The sequence below is a fragment of the Microbulbifer sp. THAF38 genome (assembly GCF_009363535.1).
Classification (GTDB): domain Bacteria; phylum Pseudomonadota; class Gammaproteobacteria; order Pseudomonadales; family Cellvibrionaceae; genus Microbulbifer.
In genome coordinates, this window is sequence record NZ_CP045369.1 from 2776267 (window position 1) to 2794790 (window position 18524).

The 18524-nt window shown below is 44.2% G+C and carries 15 protein-coding genes; 4 read left to right on the forward strand and 11 right to left on the reverse strand.

Annotation, left to right across the window (positions count from 1 at the left end; genetic code table 11):
* Positions 1-485: 485 nt before the first annotated feature.
* The 6 genes from FIU95_RS11710 to FIU95_RS21330 form a co-directional block, all read right to left on the reverse strand.
* Positions 486-1478, reverse strand: a complete 993-nt coding sequence (locus tag FIU95_RS11710) for a hypothetical protein (RefSeq protein WP_152453952.1) — start codon at positions 1476-1478, stop codon at positions 486-488.
* A gap of 153 nt (positions 1479-1631) precedes the next feature.
* Positions 1632-2042 carry a PaaI family thioesterase gene (locus FIU95_RS11715; RefSeq protein WP_253868591.1) on the reverse strand — a complete coding sequence of 137 codons (411 nt, stop codon included), beginning with the start codon at positions 2040-2042 and terminating at the stop codon, positions 1632-1634.
* A gap of 436 nt (positions 2043-2478) precedes the next feature.
* Positions 2479-3852: a nucleotide 5'-monophosphate nucleosidase PpnN gene (gene ppnN / locus FIU95_RS11720; RefSeq protein ID WP_152453953.1), complete on the reverse strand. Its 1374-nt coding sequence runs from the start codon at positions 3850-3852 to the stop codon at positions 2479-2481.
* A gap of 537 nt (positions 3853-4389) precedes the next feature.
* A complete protein-coding gene (locus FIU95_RS11725) occupies positions 4390-5223 on the reverse strand; it encodes an alpha/beta hydrolase (protein WP_152453954.1) in 834 nt (277 codons plus the stop codon).
* Positions 5224-5658: 435 nt separating this feature from the next.
* Positions 5659-7941 (reverse strand): TonB-dependent receptor, encoded by a 2283-nt coding sequence (locus tag FIU95_RS11730; protein ID WP_152453955.1) that lies wholly within the window; start codon positions 7939-7941, stop codon positions 5659-5661.
* Positions 7942-8256: 315 nt separating this feature from the next.
* A complete protein-coding gene (locus FIU95_RS21330) occupies positions 8257-8442 on the reverse strand; it encodes a hypothetical protein (RefSeq protein WP_216646238.1) in 186 nt (61 codons plus the stop codon).
* Here FIU95_RS21330 and FIU95_RS11735 point away from each other — a divergent pair.
* Together FIU95_RS11735 and FIU95_RS11740 are read left to right on the forward strand one after the other, a co-directional pair.
* The gene (locus FIU95_RS11735) at positions 8437-8694 is read left to right on the forward strand and encodes a hypothetical protein (protein WP_216646375.1); all 258 of its coding nucleotides are present in this window, start codon (positions 8437-8439) and stop codon (positions 8692-8694) included. The two genes, FIU95_RS21330 and FIU95_RS11735, sit on opposite strands and share 6 nt — an antisense overlap.
* Before the next feature lie 6 nt (positions 8695-8700).
* Positions 8701-9921 (forward strand): phytanoyl-CoA dioxygenase family protein, encoded by a 1221-nt coding sequence (locus FIU95_RS11740; protein WP_152453957.1) that lies wholly within the window; start codon positions 8701-8703, stop codon positions 9919-9921.
* Between the two features lie 45 nt (positions 9922-9966).
* Here FIU95_RS11740 and FIU95_RS11745 read toward each other — a convergent pair whose 3' ends face one another.
* On the reverse strand, positions 9967-11031 hold the full coding sequence (locus tag FIU95_RS11745) for an NAD(P)/FAD-dependent oxidoreductase (RefSeq protein WP_152453958.1): 1065 nt from the start codon (positions 11029-11031) through the stop codon (positions 9967-9969).
* Between the two features lie 283 nt (positions 11032-11314).
* Between FIU95_RS11745 and FIU95_RS11750 the strand changes: the two genes are divergently transcribed.
* Complete coding sequence (locus FIU95_RS11750; protein WP_152453959.1) at positions 11315-11947, forward strand: LysE family translocator; 633 nt, start codon at positions 11315-11317, stop codon at positions 11945-11947.
* Positions 11948-12086: 139 nt separating this feature from the next.
* On the forward strand, positions 12087-12443 hold the full coding sequence (locus FIU95_RS11755) for a DUF4870 domain-containing protein (RefSeq protein WP_152453960.1): 357 nt from the start codon (positions 12087-12089) through the stop codon (positions 12441-12443).
* Positions 12444-12629: 186 nt separating this feature from the next.
* Here FIU95_RS11755 and FIU95_RS11760 read toward each other — a convergent pair whose 3' ends face one another.
* From FIU95_RS11760 to FIU95_RS11775, 4 genes are all read right to left on the reverse strand, one after another.
* Entirely contained in the window at positions 12630-13400 is a 771-nt protein-coding gene (locus tag FIU95_RS11760) for a reprolysin-like metallopeptidase (RefSeq protein WP_152453961.1), read from the reverse strand.
* A gap of 231 nt (positions 13401-13631) precedes the next feature.
* Positions 13632-14309, reverse strand: coding sequence for a hypothetical protein (locus tag FIU95_RS11765; RefSeq protein WP_152453962.1), 678 nt, complete (start codon positions 14307-14309; stop codon positions 13632-13634).
* 2457 nt (positions 14310-16766) lie between these two features.
* A complete protein-coding gene (locus FIU95_RS11770; protein ID WP_253868593.1) occupies positions 16767-17654 on the reverse strand; it encodes a zinc-dependent metalloprotease family protein in 888 nt (295 codons plus the stop codon).
* Between the two features lie 171 nt (positions 17655-17825).
* The gene (locus tag FIU95_RS11775; protein WP_152453963.1) at positions 17826-18455 is read right to left on the reverse strand and encodes a hypothetical protein; all 630 of its coding nucleotides are present in this window, start codon (positions 18453-18455) and stop codon (positions 17826-17828) included.
* Between the last annotated feature and the right edge of the window lie 69 nt (positions 18456-18524).

Here is an 18524-nt window from a genome sequence, read left to right on the forward strand (position 1 = left end):
GTAGTTAATGGTCTTTTAGTGTGCTTACTGCCTCACAATCCGGCACAATCTATTAAGCTTCCTATTCATTTTTTGATTCAGTTTTCTATTCAGCTTTATCCGTTTTTAGCTTCTCAGAAAAACGGATAAAGCTCGTCCCACAATACTTATCCTACGAAACATCCGCTTTACATAAGGTTTTTCTTTATAATTAACGAGCGCTTACATTTCGCGCAAAAATAAGCCCTACCAACAAGTGCCCGAAGAGCAAGGCGGTGAGCAATATAGGGGCAGAAAACAAATCCATCCATAGAGCAAAGATCGCGTAAAAGTGAGCCACCATCAGAAGGATCCAACTACAGTGGCCCAGCCAGCCTAAAAATTTACCGTGTAGCTTGGCAAAGTTATTAACCCCTAGCCCCCACATAAAGAAAGCCCAAATTAGGGCCCAACTAATAATAAAAGTTAACGCTATATTAATTAATATACCCAACATATCTATTGAATCAACCATCTTGTTCAGATAGCGCTAAAGCAATGTTTTTAATCGCTAGCTCCATGGATACCTCTCCATCTATATACGGCATCCAATATTGATCAAGGATAGATTTATAATCCCAGGAGCCGAGATAAAGCCCATTCATTTCCGCATAGGGGATGTAATTTTTAACATCTTCAGATATCTCACTCTTGATGACCTGTCCAACGGTATAAAACTGGATTGGGTGCCATATACCTTTCTTGTCACCGAGCCCCAATGGATTAAACTCTTTAGCGATGATCTTCTGTAGCTTACTCTGCCTTCTTACTGCATTGGCATGAGAGATTTCATGGAAAAACATTTCCAATGCAAACCAATCCGCATAATCGGGATAAGTACTATTGATAATAGACTGAAAGCTTCTCCCTGAGGTGGTGGCACCCTGTCGCATCCCGGGCTTATAGACAACATTTACTGTATGTCTTTTAACGACCAATTTTTCACCAAATAAACCTTCGAGCCTGTCAGAAATACTATCCCCATAGATATTCAGCTTTTCCCTTAAGCTTTGATACCATTCAAGATTACTCTTTCTATGCTGCTCCCAAAAATTTTTATCATAGAGCGTTGAAAGCGCATGCACATGATCATACAAGGTATTACTATCTGGTTTAGCACCGACAGCATCACCACTTAAAATCATCGCTGTTAAATCTGCTATTTCTTCATTGGACCTAATGATATGAACATTTCGAGCAGCCCCGTGCTTTATATAATCCCTAACAGCAGCATCAAAAAGATATAGCTCACTATCGGAGATGCCACTCTCCTTTTTGAAAGCCGTATAAAAATGCTCATCTCTTGCCAGCTCATAGATAAAGAGATGTAAATTCAACAAAGGTTCACTTTTAAAGCTCACTGATCGCCAACTACCCATCTGGTTACCTGGCTGGTCCTGTGCAAGAGCTGGGAAAGCTGAAAGAATTAAAAACAGGGCAAGTAATAAATGACGCACCATCAGAAAGCACCAGCTAGTTATATTTTATAGGCAAAAGGGGCGGGTGATTTTGATAAACCACCCTATTTTGGTAAGCGATGAATATAACTTCCAGACAGTGTTCTTTGCAAATCGGTACAATTGCTCAAATTAGGAGAAAAGCACCATTAGCATTCATGGATATAAGATCAATTGGGTGCAACGAAATATGGCTAGTTTTTTCCCCGTATCCTTACAAACCACGGTAGCATCCCAAACCTGAGTGGTTCGCCCCTTATGAACAGGTGTTGCAGTACATGAAACAACGCCATCACGTACCGTCCCCAGATGATTGGATTTGAGTTCAATTGTGGTAAAACCAGAGGCCTTCTCTGGCAGGTTTGCCAAGCAGCCAATACCACAAGCCGTATCGGCTAAAGAAACGACACTACCAGCATGCAAATAGCCATTTGGTGCCAGGTGAGACTCGGCAACCCCCATTTCTGCCTTCACCTCCCCCTCTGCAACCTTAACAAGCTCAATACCGAGAAGCCCGGGAAACTTGTTTTTGCAGATATTATTGTAATAGCTATGGTCCTTCATCATTATTCCTTGCCAAACTTTAAAAAATAAATTAAATCGTTAACACACTATCAATAGCTTGCAATATTACCAATATCAGTTTCTTTGGTTTTTCGCAATCTCAGAAAAAAGACTCTTTAACGAGATTTTAACTACCCCTTTGATAAAAGTATTGCACATTGCGCCCCCGTGAGGAGTCACTCCTTTTGAAACTCAATAATCAACCCAGGGCAAAGATGAGCTAACTCAAATAGTGTTTTTTTCTAGCTTTAACTTTAATTCCATACGCCATCAAATATTGATCTATAGCCCTGGTAGTCCGCTCATAGACCGCTTTATTAACTGCAGATGAGCCGATACTCTTAAAGTACATTCCCAGTCTCTTTCTAACGAAAGCGGCCACTTCAGGGAACTCTAAGCCCCCTTCACGCAAAATAAATTATTCTGAAATTTCTTTTTTCTATTTAGAGAGCACCTTATAACAAGGAATATATTCCTTGCCGGGTAATTTCATTCTTTGCTGCTTTACAAAGGACTCCAGCATAACATCAATACTGTGCATTATGCCTGGGTCGCCACGCAATTCATACGGGCCATTTTTTTCCACCATACGGATACCTTCGTCTTTTACATTGCCAGATACAACTCCGGAGAATGCGCGCCTTAGGTTAGCGGCTAATAGGTAGGGCTTCTGGTTTTTATGCAGGGCAAGATTCAGCATGCTCTCATGGGTTGGTGAAAACGGTTGCTGAAATTCATTGGCTACCTTCAGCTTCCAGTTGAAATAATAAGCATCGCCTATCTCCTTACGATAGGACTTGACCTCCTGTATGCCCGCAGCCATTTGTTTAGCCACTTCCTGAGGGTTATCAATGATGATTTGATATCTTGACCGCGCTTCTTTACCCAAAGTGGAAGCAATAAACTCATCAATACGTACAAAATATTCCGTGGCACTAGGAGGCCCAGTAAAAATTACAGGAAAAGGTTGATCCTTATTCTCTTCGTGAAGGAGTATTCCCAAGAGATAGATGATTTCTTCCGCAGTGCCTGCGCCTCCAGGAAAAACCACGATTCCATGACCTGCGCGCACAAAGGCCTCTAATCGCTTTTCAATATCAGGCAGAATAACTAACTGGTTCACAATTGCATTTGGCGCTTCTGCAGCGATGATGCCAGGTTCAGTAACACCAAGATACTGACCATGTCGATCGCGCTGCTTGGCATGGCCGATAGTGGCGCCTTTCATTGGTCCTTTCATGGCTCCCGGACCGCAGCCAGTACAAATATCTAGATGTCGCAAGGCCAATTCATAACCAACTTGTTTAGTATAATCGTATTCCTCAGATAAGATAGAATGCCCTCCCCAACACACCACTAATCTGGGGCCACGCACCCGGTCAAAGGTGCCGGCATTACGCATAATATGAAACACTGCATCAGTGATGCCCTGGGAAGAGGTTAAATCGTGCAGTGGGCTACCGGTGATCTCACTATTAACATAAATTATATCCCTGAGCACCGCGAACAAATGCTCAGCGATACCGTTAATAATTTTTCCATCCACAAAAGCACTGGCAGGAGCACTTTTCAGCTGAAGTTTTATACTGCGCTCTGTTGGGACAACAGAGATATCAAAATTGGAATAGGTTTCTAAAAGCTCCTTGCCATCATCCATGTTACCGCCGCTATTAAGAACCGCCAGAGAGCAGTTCCGGAAGGTCTGATATTGAGAGCCACGGCTTTCATTACTAAGTCGATTAATTTCATACTTGGATAAAATATCGAACTGCCCTGTTGGTGAGACGCTTGCATCGATAAGATCTGTTGACATGCAACCCTCTTATTAAACTGGAACTTTGACCTACACAGTGAATACCGTGCGGCAGCTATAGAAGTGTAATCTAACATTATGTTTACACTTATTTTTTTATTTTACACGAAGATGCCCGACTCCATACTCAAAAATAATTGACGTACAATTGATCAATTCAGAGGGGGACAGAAGGCCGAATAGAGCTCCAAAATACCTCTACTCGAACTGAAGACGTAAAGAGCATTGAATTGACTTAAATTACGTCTTGTAACTTTAATAAAGCAAGTGATGCTTGGAAGAAAGGCGGAAGAAAATACACTAGTCGGGGATCATTATAAGGCACAGAAATTTATGGAGAATATCCAGAATGTTCTTGCAATCTGCCTGCAAAAGTAATTTTTACGTCTATCCAATTGTATCAAGGTAGCCTAGATACACGAATTTGATAGTTCTGACTTGATCTGGCAAAGACCGCTTACAAGCCTTACTCTGCCAGGTCAAGTCAAAATCAGCATACATCTAGGAGTTAATTATCTTGAATAGCTTACCAAAAAGCTATTCAACTTTAGATAAAAGTTGATCCAGCTCTTCAAGTACAATCCACGGATCGGTTTCATCGTACAGATGCGAGGAGTATTTCATAATTACATGCTTGGCGTTGTCGCTAATCTTGGTAAGTTCAACTTGCGATTGATTCCAAGTCCTGTTGTAAGCATCTACATCTGCGTAACTCATTTTAGTCTGGCGGATTGCGTTATGTGGCAACCCTCTACTCATTACCGTGATTGGAATCTCTTTCTTTAACTCATAACGCTCTGGCTTTGATGCAGATTCTTCGAAATCTTCGAAGGAATGCTTTTCCTTCTCCCACTCCATTATCCACTGCATTGTTGCCCAGCCCTCCTTGGATAAAGAAGACTTCAGGTTTCCATACCAGGATTCATGGGCTGCATCCACAAACAGAAGGGCAGAAACCCTACTCGGGTTTTCACTTGCAAATGCCCTTGCCACTAAACCACCAAATGAATGGGCCACAAGAACTACGGAATCCCATTTTTTAAACTCCACGAACGCCTCAAGCTCAGCAGAAAGCGCATCCATCGATCTAACTTTTGGAACGGCATGTGCACTTTTTCCAGCTCCAGGTCGGTCGTAGATACAGAGCATAAAATCATCAGAAGAGAATTTATGAAAGGTATTTTTATAGGTACTATGCGCATCTAAACCCATACCTGAAACCATCAATACGACTTTTTTACCCTCACCTTCCTCTTTACAAAGATAGGATATGGTATTCCCACCAATGGTAACAAACTCATATTTATGCTCATCCTGCGCCCAAACTGAGCAACAAAGGATACTGAGCAAAAATGCGCTGTAAATTTTCATAATCATCCTTGGAACCTATAGTTAATATTAGATCTACCGTAATTATCAACGCCCTAATCATTGTTAAACCAGTAACCCCTGCCCCTCATTCGCATGATTCAAATACACTATTTACCCGACGCAGAAGCAGCTTTCAATACTCTACATTTAACTGAATAATATACCTCTCGAAAGAATAATTCGTACAACTTACCAATTTAGCTTGCAACATCTACAGGCACTATCCCAGAAAAGCTTTTCTGGGGAAATCACTATAATGTTGACTTTATAAAAGTCTCGTTAATTGCTAGGGACAATAATCAATCTTAATAATGCTGCAAATTTGACCAAATCGGGCGCTTTAGAGACAAGTGGTAAGAAGGCAGGCATAAAAAAGCCGCACAAAAATAGTGTGCGGCAAAGCTCAGAAAGCCTATGGGAGAGGCTTGAGTCGAACTAGAAATCGTAGGCGATACTTAACTTGATGTTTCGCGGCAGGATATAACGAACATTGGTTGCCTGAGGATCCCGTGGGTCTCCCTCGGTAATGCCCTCCTCATCGGTGAGGTTATCCAGTGCAAGCTGAACGGTAACATCGTTCAGGTAAGCCACTGCACCAAAATCTACTTTGGTATAACCCGGCAATGTCACCGAGTTTTTACTGTCATTGAAACGATCACCCACTCGGCTTACTCCACCAAACACCGCCATATCAATATTGTTGATCGTGAAATCGTAGTTTTGGCTTAGGCGTACTTGGTATTCGGGCTGACGCATCACCTGATTGCCTTTAAAGTCGCCACTGGTGATTTCTGGCTTCTGCAGAGTTGCATTCAGGCCCAGAGTGAAGTCTCCCCAGTGGGCCTTACCATCCAACTCAAGACCCAGAGCCTCTGTTTCCAGACGGGCACAAGTAGTGCTACCAATAATGCAATCCGGCATTCCCTGGGTTTCATTGTAGAAAAGGGTGGCAAACAGCGAGTAGTCTTGATCCTGCAGCTTGTAGCCCAGCTCATATTGGTCGATATCGATAATCAGATCGGAACCCGCGCGGAAGCTCTCGCCAAACTCGCGATAATTATCAAAGTCCGCAAATTTGAAGCCTGAGTTTACACGGAAGAAAGTTCCCATATTCTCAGCAAAGGCCCAATCTACTGCAGCTGTAAAGGCAGTACCCTCTTCATCGGCCTTATAGGTAGTAAAAATACCATCACGCGAACCATCATCTACTGAGTAGTTAGTTTGGCGATTTGCAGAGCGTACGCCCAAATCAAACGTGAAATCGCCTAAGTAGAATTCACCAGCAATGTAGAATGCGTTTTCGCGGGCATCACCTACCGCTTCAAGGTCGTAGCTCCAGCAGAGAACTGGGTCGAGCTCTTCATCATCACAAGATATATCGCCAGCTACCTGCTCACCATCATGACCAAGCACATAGTACGCTTGGTTTCCAAGGCTCCACCACTCATCAACTTCCCAGCTAGAGGTGTAGTAGCCTGCAGTCACCTTAAAGTCATCCCACTCTTTGGCTAGGCTGATATCGTTGGTCGTTGCCTCAATATCTTTTCGTACGACCCAAGCACCAAATTGCTGCAACAAAGTATCATTACTGACCTCAGCCCCAGACACGGTAGTAGCTGAAGTCACGCCTGTAGCATCGTCGTATCGCAACTCGCTGGGTAATACCGGACGACCATTGGGGACAAAGCCCAAAGTATCGGCATTACCGCTGGTCAAACCAAAACGCTCAGTAAGACTCCAGCCATTGCCGAGATCCAATTCCAGATAAGCGCCAGCTACGCTACCGTCCCAACCACGGCCTTCTCCCATATCAAAAGTTTCCCAGCGGGTTTCAGAGCCACCGTTTCCGTCGGCCTGGGAAATGGGTACTAAAACCTTGCGATTGCTGGGACCCACTTGGGTGTAGTCCGTTGCCAGGAAGGAAGCATTTGGCAGATACCAGGTGCCAGTATCTTTAGTATCTCGTACGTAGAAACCGGCTTTGCCGTTGTCCATTTCTTTAGTCAGGTGCAAGGTGAACTGGTGACCTTCTTCCGCATCAAAACCGGCATCGCGAATACCGGGTGAGGAACTCACATACCCACCCATCATGTAGTACACATCTTCGCTGAGCTTCCCGGTCAACAGGGCATCAGCCCTTTGAAGATCATAGTCCGAAGTGGTGTATTTAAAGCGACCCTCGGTCTCTTCGGTCCCCTCCTTCAAAATGAAATTGGTCGTGAGGCCCGGCTGGCCGTTAGAGTAGACCGGATTAGGGCCACCGCGCAGGCCTTCTACGCGCTGGATCGTCTCATCCACACGGAATAGAGAGGAATTTTCCATGAAAGAAAGAGTCGGTGCCGGGTAAAGTGGCAAGCCACTCATAGAGACCGTCACAAACGGAGCATCACTGCCGCCCGGAAATCCCCGCACATCAATGTTTGCACCAGATACGCCGCCAGAGCTTTCAACCCAAAGACCTGGGATAGACTTCAGCAAATCTGCAGTGCTAGACGGGGAAGCTTTACCGATTTCATCGTCACTCAGGGTTGTAATTGAAAAGCTCGCATCTAATTTTCTTATGCCTGCGCCGCCTGGGGTTCCCGTGGTAATCACCTCTTCCATCACTCTGTCTTCAGAGGCTCCCGGTGAAATAGAACCCTGGGCAACGGCATGACTCAAGAAGCCCAGCGGCATAGCACCAAAGGAAATGGCCAGCACTAGAGGTTTCTTCTTCATTAAACTCCCCTCTCATCGTCATTCTTATTGGATTTATGGAGTGCCTGGTGCCCACGCACAATGCAATCGTTTGCATTTTGTGTGGGCACCCGTCCTGTGAGACGACACATTTCGGTCACTATAAATTAGCATTGCAATCGATTGCAATACACTTTTAATGCCATTTTGTGGCTATTTTTGAGTTTTAGTCACATTGGCTAAATAAGTAGGCTTCTGCCAGATATTCTCCCCCAGGGTCTATACGCCGTAACTTAGGCGGGGGAAAGTTATTAATTGCTTTGAAAGGGGCAAGGGCGTTTCTACAGTTTGAATAGGCTACAAAGGTTGGGTGGGATGCTCCTGACCCAAAACCAGGGATGCTAGGTAGGGGCTATTGCCATCAATCGAGGAACCAATATGACCAGCTCTTCCTGTCAACACGCTGACAACCACTCCCATAAACACGGCCCCCATTGTGGACATGCCGCCATCCGACACGGAGACCATGTGTGTTACGTGCATAATGGCCACCTACATCATCCCCATAGGGGTCACTACGATGAACATGTACTGGAAGTGAGCAACAAGAACCCCGATGACTGCAACCCCATCACCACCAGCACTCATGCTACCCATGTTCACGGAGAACACTGCGGACACGAGCGCATTCCCCACGGCGACCATTTCGATTACCTGGTGGATGGACGTCTGCACCATGTCCATGGTGATCACTGTGACGATCACGGGCCAGTGGAAGTCATTCATGAGCGGTAGGCTAGAATGCCAAAAAACCACACCCTGGCGGAGATGCACAAGGAAGCTGGCACCCTCCATGAGCTGGCTCAGTTTCCCATTCGCTGGACGCAGCGGATAAAAGTCATTGGACTGATAGCAGCTATAGGTTTCTACAAACTATGTATTCTTCCATGGAAGAAAAGAGAGCGACAGCAGCTTTTTGCCAAGCTGGATCAGCTAAAAAACTTAACGATCAACCTCCCTACCCCATCGGCCACCCAACAAGACAGCAAGTATTTCCTGAGTGCGCAAGACCGCAAGTTCTTCTCAAAAAAGGGTTACTTACCCCCCTTTAGGGTAATTTCCAGTGAGGAGGCAGGCGCGCTAAAAGAGCTTGCTATTCGGGAGTACCAAAATGGCTTCGGCGGTGTGTCCTACTTAGGCAGCAGGGTTCGAGAAATAGAGAAAAAATACAACCGTTGGACTATCGAGTATGCGGGCCTATATCAAGCTCTGCGGCTCAAACCGTTTAGAGAGCTTTTGCGAAAACCTCAAATTGCGGAACGCTTAGCGAGCCTGCTCGGTGATGAAATTCTCTGCTGGCGCACACAGTTTTTCGATAAAATGCCGGGGGCAGAAGGCACTGCCTGGCACCAAAATGCAACATTTCGCGAAGCAGGCAAATATGCGAAATTACAACCCACGCAAGAAACATCTCCCGCATTGATTCAGCTGAATGCTTGGGTAGCCTTGAGCGATACCACTAAAGAGAATGGCTGCCTTCGCATTTTGCCCGGATCTTTCAAAGATGCCAGAATCAATTACCTCTATGAATTTATCCCGGAAAATGAACTTTTCTTCTTTTCGCTTTTACCGTTCTCCCCCTCCTACCTCTATAAAATAGGTAAAATTGCTCTGTATGGAAGACTTTTCTATAAAAGCGCGGTTATTTTATTCAGCGCAGAAAAACTTTTGGGGGATAACTTTTTTGACCAATTTGAAGTCAAGGACCTGGAAATGAAAGCCGGTGAGTGCCTGATTTTTTCATCTCTAAATATGCATGCCTCCTACCCCAACACTTCCAGCCACGATGAACGTTTCTCTTTTGTCGGACGCTGTACCGCTAACCATGTAAAAGTCGCTCCACATGGCAAAGATAGCTACCCAAGCCTTGAAGGACCAATAGAGTACACATTACCCACAGTAAGTACTTTTCAAGTATATGGAAAGGACACCTATGGACTAAACAAAATCCTGGATGATTGACTCTGCCCCATCAATAGTAATCCAGTATCTCAGAAGTCTTTGTGATTAAATTTCTGTTAAATGACGGACATAAGCGCGGCGCACTGCGGGCACAACACCGATAGTTTTAGCCAAAATCCACAGCCCACACTTCATCAGTAAGTTGTTAGAAGTCACTACTTTTCGGGCAAATTCAGTTTTCCTTATTACCTGTTTAGCTATTTTGTGACGCTCACAGGCATATTGCTCAACTTCCCCTCGAATAATTGCACTGGCTGCGGCTACAGCATCGGCAATTCCCAAGTTCATTCCCTTGCCACCCACTGGTGAATGACAATGGGCCGCATCTCCGGCAAGTAGGACTCTATTTTTGCAATAGGTTTCCGCCTGCCTGACGGATATCTGAAAGCTGCCCTGGCTATATATTTTTTTGATATCGAGAGGCTGTGGAAGGGCAGAAAGCGCATCCTCTTTGGAAGAAACCACCCTGACATGTCCCTGGCCTAGTGGCAAAACAATACTCAGACTGTTGCCCGGTTCTTGCAAGTTAACCGTGACCAGGCTGGGAGGCATGTGCCCGTTGACCTCTACATCGGCAATCGACCACTTTTCTGGTAAATCCTGTCCAGGATACCTTATTTTCATTTTCTGGCGGACCAGAGAGTGAACGCCATCAGCACCAATCACCCAGTCGAAAGTCTCCTTATCATGATTAGAATATTCCACTATTGCCGCGGCGTTTTGACTAACAATATTGGTTAATTGCAAACCGTACTGAACATCAACCCCCCGCTTCCTTAGCACACCAGCCAAAATCGCTTCTGTTCTATTCTGGGGAAGAAAAAGTCCGGCCTTCCCCTGAAATTCCTTAGAGGAAAAGTCGAGAAACAACAGGCGCCGTCCATTTCTCAGATATTGGAGCCCCCGCATCGGCACCGCCTCAGAGAATAAATCCGCGGGAACGCCAATACTACTCAGTAGTTCAATAGTGGAAGGGAAGATTCCAACAGCACGAGAGAGCTGAGAAGGCTGACTGCGGCGCTCAATGATCTGGCAATCAATACCTTGAAACGATAATGCACAAGCGGCGGTGAGGCCCGTTGTCCCCGCTCCAACAATCAGAACCTTCATCTATCACTCACCGATCAGCAGACTTCTCTAGAGCATAGAAGAGCCCTCTTTAAGCATCATCCTGGTAACCTGGTACAAACCAATACCTATTAATATTGCGTGAGGTCACACCACGGATGCTGAAATTGTCCATCTAATAGCCAACTTAGAGAACTTACGCGCAAAAGGGTCAGGGACTCCAGGAGGTGACTCTGGTGCAATCGTATGACATTTATCTAAGGGGGGAGGTTGCGGGCATTACCGTTATAATGGCGCCCCAGAAAATTTCTCTGGAGTCAACTTAATGCCTGAAATCCCGATTTTAGTAACGTTCCTTGGCGCATCTGTCCTGCTGGCAATCTCTCCTGGACCAGACCTACTCTTAATATCCACCTACTCGACAGCCCGGGGCTTTATCGCTGGTTTTTTGCTCAGTATGGGTGTGTTTCTGGCAGGGCTAGCACAAACGTTCCTTGTGGCCTTTGGTCTCGGACACATCATGGAGACTATTCCTGTTGTTGCCCTTGCGGTAAAGACACTAGGAGCACTGTACCTGGCATGGCTGGGAATTCACTTAATACGCCAGTGGCGCTCGAATTTAGGGGGCACTCAAAGCCAAGCAGTCACTGAGTCTCTTAGCGCCTCACAACTCATCAGCAGAGGGCTGATCAACAACTTAATAAACCCAAAGGCTTTAGTATTTTTCAGTTTATTTTTACCGCAATTTACCAGTCATGCCCAGCCCATCACCCAGCAAATACTGCTACTAGGTTTTCTTCTCAGCACCATTGCACTCACTGTAAACACAATAATTGCCTTCTCTTTTAGCAAACTGAGGCAGACACTGAGCAATCAATCAGCATTCAGCCGACACTTCGACGGCTTATTGGGTATGTTATTCCTTGGCCTGGCCGGTCGCCTGGCATCAGAACACTGAGATCTAGAAACGGGGGATGGGAGAATAAGCAATAAAGAAATACAAGCGCGAGGTATCTTGCCGTCAAGGCAAGCAAGTAGCTATGATCCACTCAGTGAAGCGGGTCATTTCAGCAGTTAATTAACAAGAGTATGCAGTAATGGATAACTACAAACCATGGGGACTAGAAAGAAATACCTTTCTAATGCTTTTACACCTGAGCCAACTGGCCTGGATAATTATCCCTGGAGCGGGATTTGTATTACCTGTCATTATGTGGGCAACCACTAAAGATCAAGTCATTGAAGTTGATCGCCATGGCAAGATGATTTTCAATTGGATGATCAGCTTATTTATCTACTCCATCGTAAGCACTATTCTCATTATCTTAGGCGTCGGTCTCTTAGGGTTGTTAGCTCTAGCCTTAATCAATGTAATCTTTATCCTTATTGGCGCTATTCGAGCAAACGATGGGATATTCTGGCGTTACCCACTCAGCATTCGCTTTTTTAAATAAACTCAAAGATATCCCCTGCCCTTAATCACAAGGCTTTGCCAATTATCTTTGCACTTTTTAAACAGCGGAATATGAAAGCCAGGGAAAACCCTGGCTTTCTTCTAGTCGATGACTAGAGGTGCAAGCTGAGGCTAATATATATAAATAGCCAGCCTACTGCTTTTATCGTAAAGATAAAGCCGGTTATTAATAGTAACCAGCAATATCATCAACGATTGGGCCAAGTGCTTTATAGGCGTTAGAAATATCTTTACCGCCAGAACGCTCACCACAAGCCATGCCGCCACACTCATTCCAATCGGGATCAGAGAACCAATCGTACTGAGTGACATTGGAGCCGTACATCCAGGGGTAAGCCATAATGGTGGAGAACTTGTTGTCTACACCGTGACCCATACCATAGGAGTAAACGCCACCGGAAGTGTCACCCTGCTTGGTGGAGTGAGTCAGACCCATGTTGTGGCCCAGCTCATGCACGAAGGTGTTATAACCACAGTCAACACCGGTCACGCTGTAAGCACGCTCTTTAGCGCTGTTGTACATGGTGCCGTTGCTACCTTGGCCAACCCAGGCAATACCACAAGTAATGTAGGTGCCGCCATTTTGAACAACTTCTTCTGCTTTAGTTAAGAAAACCACCATGTCAGCTTTCTTGGAAGAGCGCCAGCTATTCACAGAGCTGTGGAAAGTGATCAGGTCCAGAGTTTCCTCATTAACGCGGAAATCAGAACTGGAAGCTTTCCAGCTATCAACCAGGTTCAGCTGAATATCAATACCATTCCTTTTGAAGGAATTGTTGGCATAGCTGATGTAGTTGTCGATTTTCGCAGAAATGTCACCAGTGTGCTGTGCAGCTGGATCGGTGTACATAATAGCGATGTCAACGGTTTTAGCACTTGCAGCGCCAGAAACTGTCAGTGCGGCAACAGCTGCCGCCAGGCTTTTCTTTAAACTCATTATAGACTCCTTTTATTATAAGTAGTGTATAAGCTACTTTTTACAATCAATAAATTCATTGATTGCCTGATAGTATGTTAGCTATACGCTATTAATACCCTGACTCGACTAAAAGATCGTCCTGAATTTTTTAACCGCCTGTGAAGATAAACTTCTGGTATCCGCAGGATTTACATCAGCTCTCCTTAGCTTGATTATCGATTTGGAAGATTACCCCCCAATCAATTCTTTCTACTCAAAATCATTTAGAGGAACGTCATTATCATTCCAGGTTTTTTTACGTTCGGCCTCGGATGACATGTCCTTATCATGCTTCTCAACATGATTGGATATCAGTGCACCATTGGGGGCAATCCATGCATATCCATCTCGAGCTTCCAATGAGTAGGACCCAGCAGGAGTATTGAGCTGAGCATAGACAGAATTTTTACCGATGGTAAAAGTTGCTCCATGTAAGCGGGCCTGCCCCAAGAAGTTCACCTGCAAACTTTTATTGCCACTGGCATGCTGCTCGACTTCGCCTACCTGGGCATCATAACTGCCTTCAATACCGGGCAAATCAATATCGATATAATCCCCAACCTCTAGGCTTCTCAGCATTTCTACATCGATCTCTAAATATGTCTCGCCTTTGAGGTCCACAGGTAGGCGATCATTCTCATGCAGAAACTCTTTTGCCAACTCGGATTCTGACCACAGAGGGCGTCCAGATTCATCAAGTTCTTCTTCAGCAATAGCAACTTCCTCAGCAACTCCTGAGGAAACAGCCTCAACCGGAACTCTGTCTACCACCATTTTGGGCTCAGGTAACTTGGCAGATTGACTCTCGGGAGCGGGCTGATTTTTCAACCAGAAAAAATAACCTGCACCTAAAGCAAGAACTAATACAGGAAATGCCAGCTTCTTCATGGCTCATACCCCAAATAATTATTCATCTAAAAACGCCTTAAAAAAAGGCACAAAAACAGCTTTATGATCCCTTGCACCAAATAAAATTGAGGTAAGAGCTGAGACAGCGAAGCCGCCCCATGAAGGACGCGCTATAGTACCAACACCTCAAAATTTATTTGGAAAGCACTTCACAGAAGAAAGTAAAAACCAAAAAATTTTTCCAATATATGCCCCTGAATAGCAACACCCTCATAGGGACAGCCGTAAGTCATCTAGCGCGACCGAAAGTTCAAAAATATTTTCAAAATTTTTAATTTCGACACCAAAGGACAAGAACTGGGAAGGCATTCTGAAAAACACATAAAAAATTTATCAGGAGGTGACGCCTCAACACCAGAAAAGATTGAGTAATTTTTGAGGCACCTCTCATTTATAGTCACCCTACCTTTCACAGGTTGAAAACAATCACACCTCAGCTGTGGCGTTACAACATCAGACATCTAAAAATTCTCGTGACAGAAATCATGCCAACAATGAGAACCACTTGTGATAAACGATTGATGCCCTGCATAAAACTTCAAACTGTGAATTATCCGACAACATCTAATTTACAAAGATTCAGTCAAAGGCACTGAGAGCTCCTTACTTTTCTTTCAGAACTCTCTCGGAACATCAAGAAATGCATGACTCACCTGTATCAATCCAATTTTTGACACACTCAAAAAATCGAGGCGCGACAAACTGCACCTCCAAAGGGCACCTGGATTTTTTATCTTTATGCGTCATTTTGGTTTTCATGCACTCCTCTACTGTCCTTCACGACAAAAACCTGCCACAAGTTTGAGAAAGTATCTGTGCCCAATAACACTCGCTGCCCCTTACTCGGGGCCATCCCTCAACCGTATGCTCATCAACACCAATCAACTGCCGCACTGAAATTCTTCTTGAGCAAGAAAACAAATGGAGGGCCCGCTTTAGAAAATCAGCTGGAGGAGATGAAAAAAAACGGATTGATATAAAAGCCAGGCAAAGCAACTGCAACAAAATTATTGGCATTTGGTGAAAAAGTTTCTCAGAAACAGCGGGGTTCACGCTCTGAAGGAGACATATGCCTGATAAATTGGCTTTAGGGAGAATGGTTTCAACTGGAACTATTTTTAGATTAGAGGCTGCAGGTTTTCTTATTCTGTGACACAGACTACGCCACTTAGCCCCACCTACACACAAAGAATGAATGCAACTACAGAAGGTGGCAAAATCGGAAACTTGTCTTACCATTATCTTTCTTCTAGGTAAAATTTTTTCACTGCAAGCTTAAGAGTTGAGTTCAGTGCTTCAAAATTGAGCACTTGATTAGGTTAAGACTTAACCCTTCTTAGCACTCCCTCTACTCTTGAGACGCTTTACACCGACTTCCACGCAATAAATTTTCAAAATTTTTTCACAAAATTGTCAAAGGGGCTGACTGCAACTTGAACAGTCCTTCTATAGTTTGCATCTTAGTGGTAGTAACAAGATCAAAAGACTCACCTGATAATCTTTTACTTTTGTTCTGAAAGGGAAGTACTTAATCAACAAAGACAGGTATGTACAGGTTAATTTTTGCACTTTTTATATTGCAACTGCAAAGTTGACTTCCGGCATCGGAATCATATAACGGTAGGGGCTAAAGCCTAACTCTAGGATTTACTTAGCTCTGCCTAGTGGACCGATAAATTATCCGAAACATCGTGCGCACTCGATGGTGCCGGCACAACATCCATTGAAAAAACTATAAAGGTGTGCTTCGGAGCTGCGGAAGATGGACTCAACTTTATCCAAAGTCATTCAGCGGTACTCTTAACAGAGTAGCGCGACATTATTGGCAGCAAAGTGTAAAGGTCACTAATGATCTGAGAGAAGTATTAATGAACGCTGCTATTACAAGTTGCGGCATTAAAAGTGTGAGGGTAAGCCATAATTGTAGTAATCTTATAATGTTTGTGGCTTGCCTTTCATTACTGGACTGCCCTCCCCCCCCGAATTAGTATCCGGCCTATAATAAAATCACAAGAACAGGAAATATCAGCTTCTTCACAGCTCATCACTTAAAACTTTATTGAAATAATACTTAAAAGCTAACTACCAGAACAGAAGCCATTAACCTACCCCCCAACCTCCAGCCAGAATAACCCTTCACCCAATATTTAATGTACCCAACCAGTTTTAGGAAAAGAATGATGACAAGGACTCCAACTACTTTTCAACAATATCTCACACACAAGAAAAACATTAAGAAACCTCAACAAACACCCATTATTCGTCATCAGGCCATTACCAAAAAAAGAAGTAATCACCCAAACAAAATAATGGAAATTTTCCCCACGCTAAAACAACCAATAAATGCAGTTAAAAAAGGGAGGACAAAGTCCTCCCAAAAACAATGGTGTCAGTCGTCAAATAAATGATCGAGAAAGAAAGAGAGGAAAATTAGGGTTAATTGTAACCTGCTATATCGTCGACAATCGGCCCCAAGGCTCTTTGTGCATCAGCATTATTTCTGATACCACAAGGAGATCCGTTACAGATTTTATCTGGATTAGAGAATGTATCGAGCCTCTCTGCATCGCCGAATGACTGAGGGTACCCCATGATTGTAGAAAAGCTATTATCTACACCATAACCTAAGCCATAGTAATAGACACCGCCGCTGGTATCGCCCTGCCTGCGGGAATGATTCAGCCCCATGTTGTGACCGAGCTCATGAACAAATGTCAGGTCAGTCGCCCCACAATCCACAGCAGTAATGCTATATGCAAGCCTATTTGAGCCAAGATCCATCACGCCATTACTACCTGTCCCTACGTATCCAACGCCACAGGTTAAGTAAGTTCCCTCTTCGGTAACTACACGATTCGCTTTACCCAGTAAAATAACCATGTCAGCTTCATACAGATCACGCTGCTGTTGGGCATAGCCATAGTCGAACCACTCCTCCCAGGTTGGAGTAGTATCAACATCCAAATATGTGGCTCCAGAAAACTCCGCAAGATTATCACCTGTCACCAAGAGATCGGACGATGAATATTGGCGTAAATCGACAAGCTCAAGCTGAATATCTAGATCATTATTCTCATAGATACGATTAGCTGTGCTAATCAAACTATCCACTCTGGTAGAGATATCTCCTGTGAGCTGAGCAGCTGGATCTGTGTACCAGACTGCGACTTTTACCGTATCTGCTATTGCGGCACCCGAAAAAGTCAAAGCTGCTATCGCAGCAGCCAAAGTGTTTTTCAAATTCATGATAGTTCCTTTTATTTTTAAGTTGCTTTCCCCAAGTTTTTCATAGATACAAATGAAACCGGTTACATTTGTAAGCAAATTACATCTTCCACAAAAAACTCAAATACCCTAACTCGACATTGAGAAGCTCCGTTCCTGACTGCCGCCTGAGAAAATTACTATTAATCTTCTGGTATCTTTCAGGCACCTCAAGCAGTACTCCCTGTACTGCCTATCAGCTCAATTCATTGAGCTAAAAAGTTACAACATCTACTTAACTGAAGAAAGATTAGGGTTTACCTCCTCTTCCACATGACTCCTGGTTAAATCTTTTTTCGAAGCCACCCAGGCATAATTTCCCTGCGCCTCCAGGGAGTATGAGCCTGAAGGCAATGTTAAGTTGCCATATACCGAGTTTTTACCAATTGTGAAATTTACAAAATACACACTGCCATAACCGGGCAAGTTCATTTGCACACTTTTATTACCGCTTGCGTGCTCCTGAACTTTATCCACTTGAGCATCGTAGCTTCCCTTCACTCCAGGCATTTCTATATCAACATAGTCTCCAAGAGATAAATTCCTTAGAGCTTCTACATCGATCTCAAGATATGTCTCTCCATTTAAATCGAGCGGCAAGCGTCCTGACTCATGTAAAACCTGCCTTGCGACATCCGATTCTGCCCACATCAAGGCACTATCAGGGTTCGCCTCTTGCTCTTGAGCAGAAGGCATCTCTACCACTTCTTCTGTAGATTTAGTTTCATTTGGAACAATTTTCTTGGAGGGAGGGGGGACTGATTTTTCAGTGACAGGTTGTGGGCTATCTGTTTGACTCTTTGCCCAGAAGAAATACCCTCCCGCACAGAGAAGGGCAATCAGTGGAATTATTTTTTTCATTAGCTTCTCACTGCAAGATATTTATGTTAACTCAAAGAAAGCTCCCAACGGTGGTGATTACTTAATGAG

Excerpts from the sequence above, each read along its gene's own strand:
- FIU95_RS11745 (WP_152453958.1), bottom strand. The coding sequence starts at position 11,031 with ATGAAGGTTCTGATTGTTGGAGCGGGGACAACGGGCCTCACCGCCGCT.
- FIU95_RS11760 (WP_152453961.1), bottom strand. The coding sequence starts at position 13,400 with ATGAGTTTAAAGAAAAGCCTGGCGGCAGCTGTTGCCGCACTGACAGTT.
- FIU95_RS11730 (WP_152453955.1), bottom strand. The coding sequence starts at position 7,941 with ATGAAGAAGAAACCTCTAGTGCTGGCCATTTCCTTTGGTGCTATGCCG.
- FIU95_RS11765 (WP_152453962.1), bottom strand. The coding sequence starts at position 14,309 with ATGAAGAAGCTGGCATTTCCTGTATTAGTTCTTGCTTTAGGTGCAGGT.
- FIU95_RS11755 (WP_152453960.1), top strand. The coding sequence starts at position 12,087 with ATGGATAACTACAAACCATGGGGACTAGAAAGAAATACCTTTCTAATG.
- FIU95_RS11710 (WP_152453952.1), bottom strand. The coding sequence starts at position 1,478 with ATGGTGCGTCATTTATTACTTGCCCTGTTTTTAATTCTTTCAGCTTTC.
- ppnN (WP_152453953.1), bottom strand. The coding sequence starts at position 3,852 with ATGTCAACAGATCTTATCGATGCAAGCGTCTCACCAACAGGGCAGTTC.
- FIU95_RS11750 (WP_152453959.1), top strand. The coding sequence starts at position 11,315 with ATGCCTGAAATCCCGATTTTAGTAACGTTCCTTGGCGCATCTGTCCTG.
- FIU95_RS11740 (WP_152453957.1), top strand. The coding sequence starts at position 8,701 with ATGCCAAAAAACCACACCCTGGCGGAGATGCACAAGGAAGCTGGCACC.
- FIU95_RS11715 (WP_253868591.1), bottom strand. The coding sequence starts at position 2,042 with ATGATGAAGGACCATAGCTATTACAATAATATCTGCAAAAACAAGTTT.
- FIU95_RS11775 (WP_152453963.1), bottom strand. The coding sequence starts at position 18,455 with ATGAAAAAAATAATTCCACTGATTGCCCTTCTCTGTGCGGGAGGGTAT.
- FIU95_RS11725 (WP_152453954.1), bottom strand. The coding sequence starts at position 5,223 with ATGAAAATTTACAGCGCATTTTTGCTCAGTATCCTTTGTTGCTCAGTT.
- FIU95_RS21330 (WP_216646238.1), bottom strand. The coding sequence starts at position 8,442 with ATGCACGTAACACACATGGTCTCCGTGTCGGATGGCGGCATGTCCACA.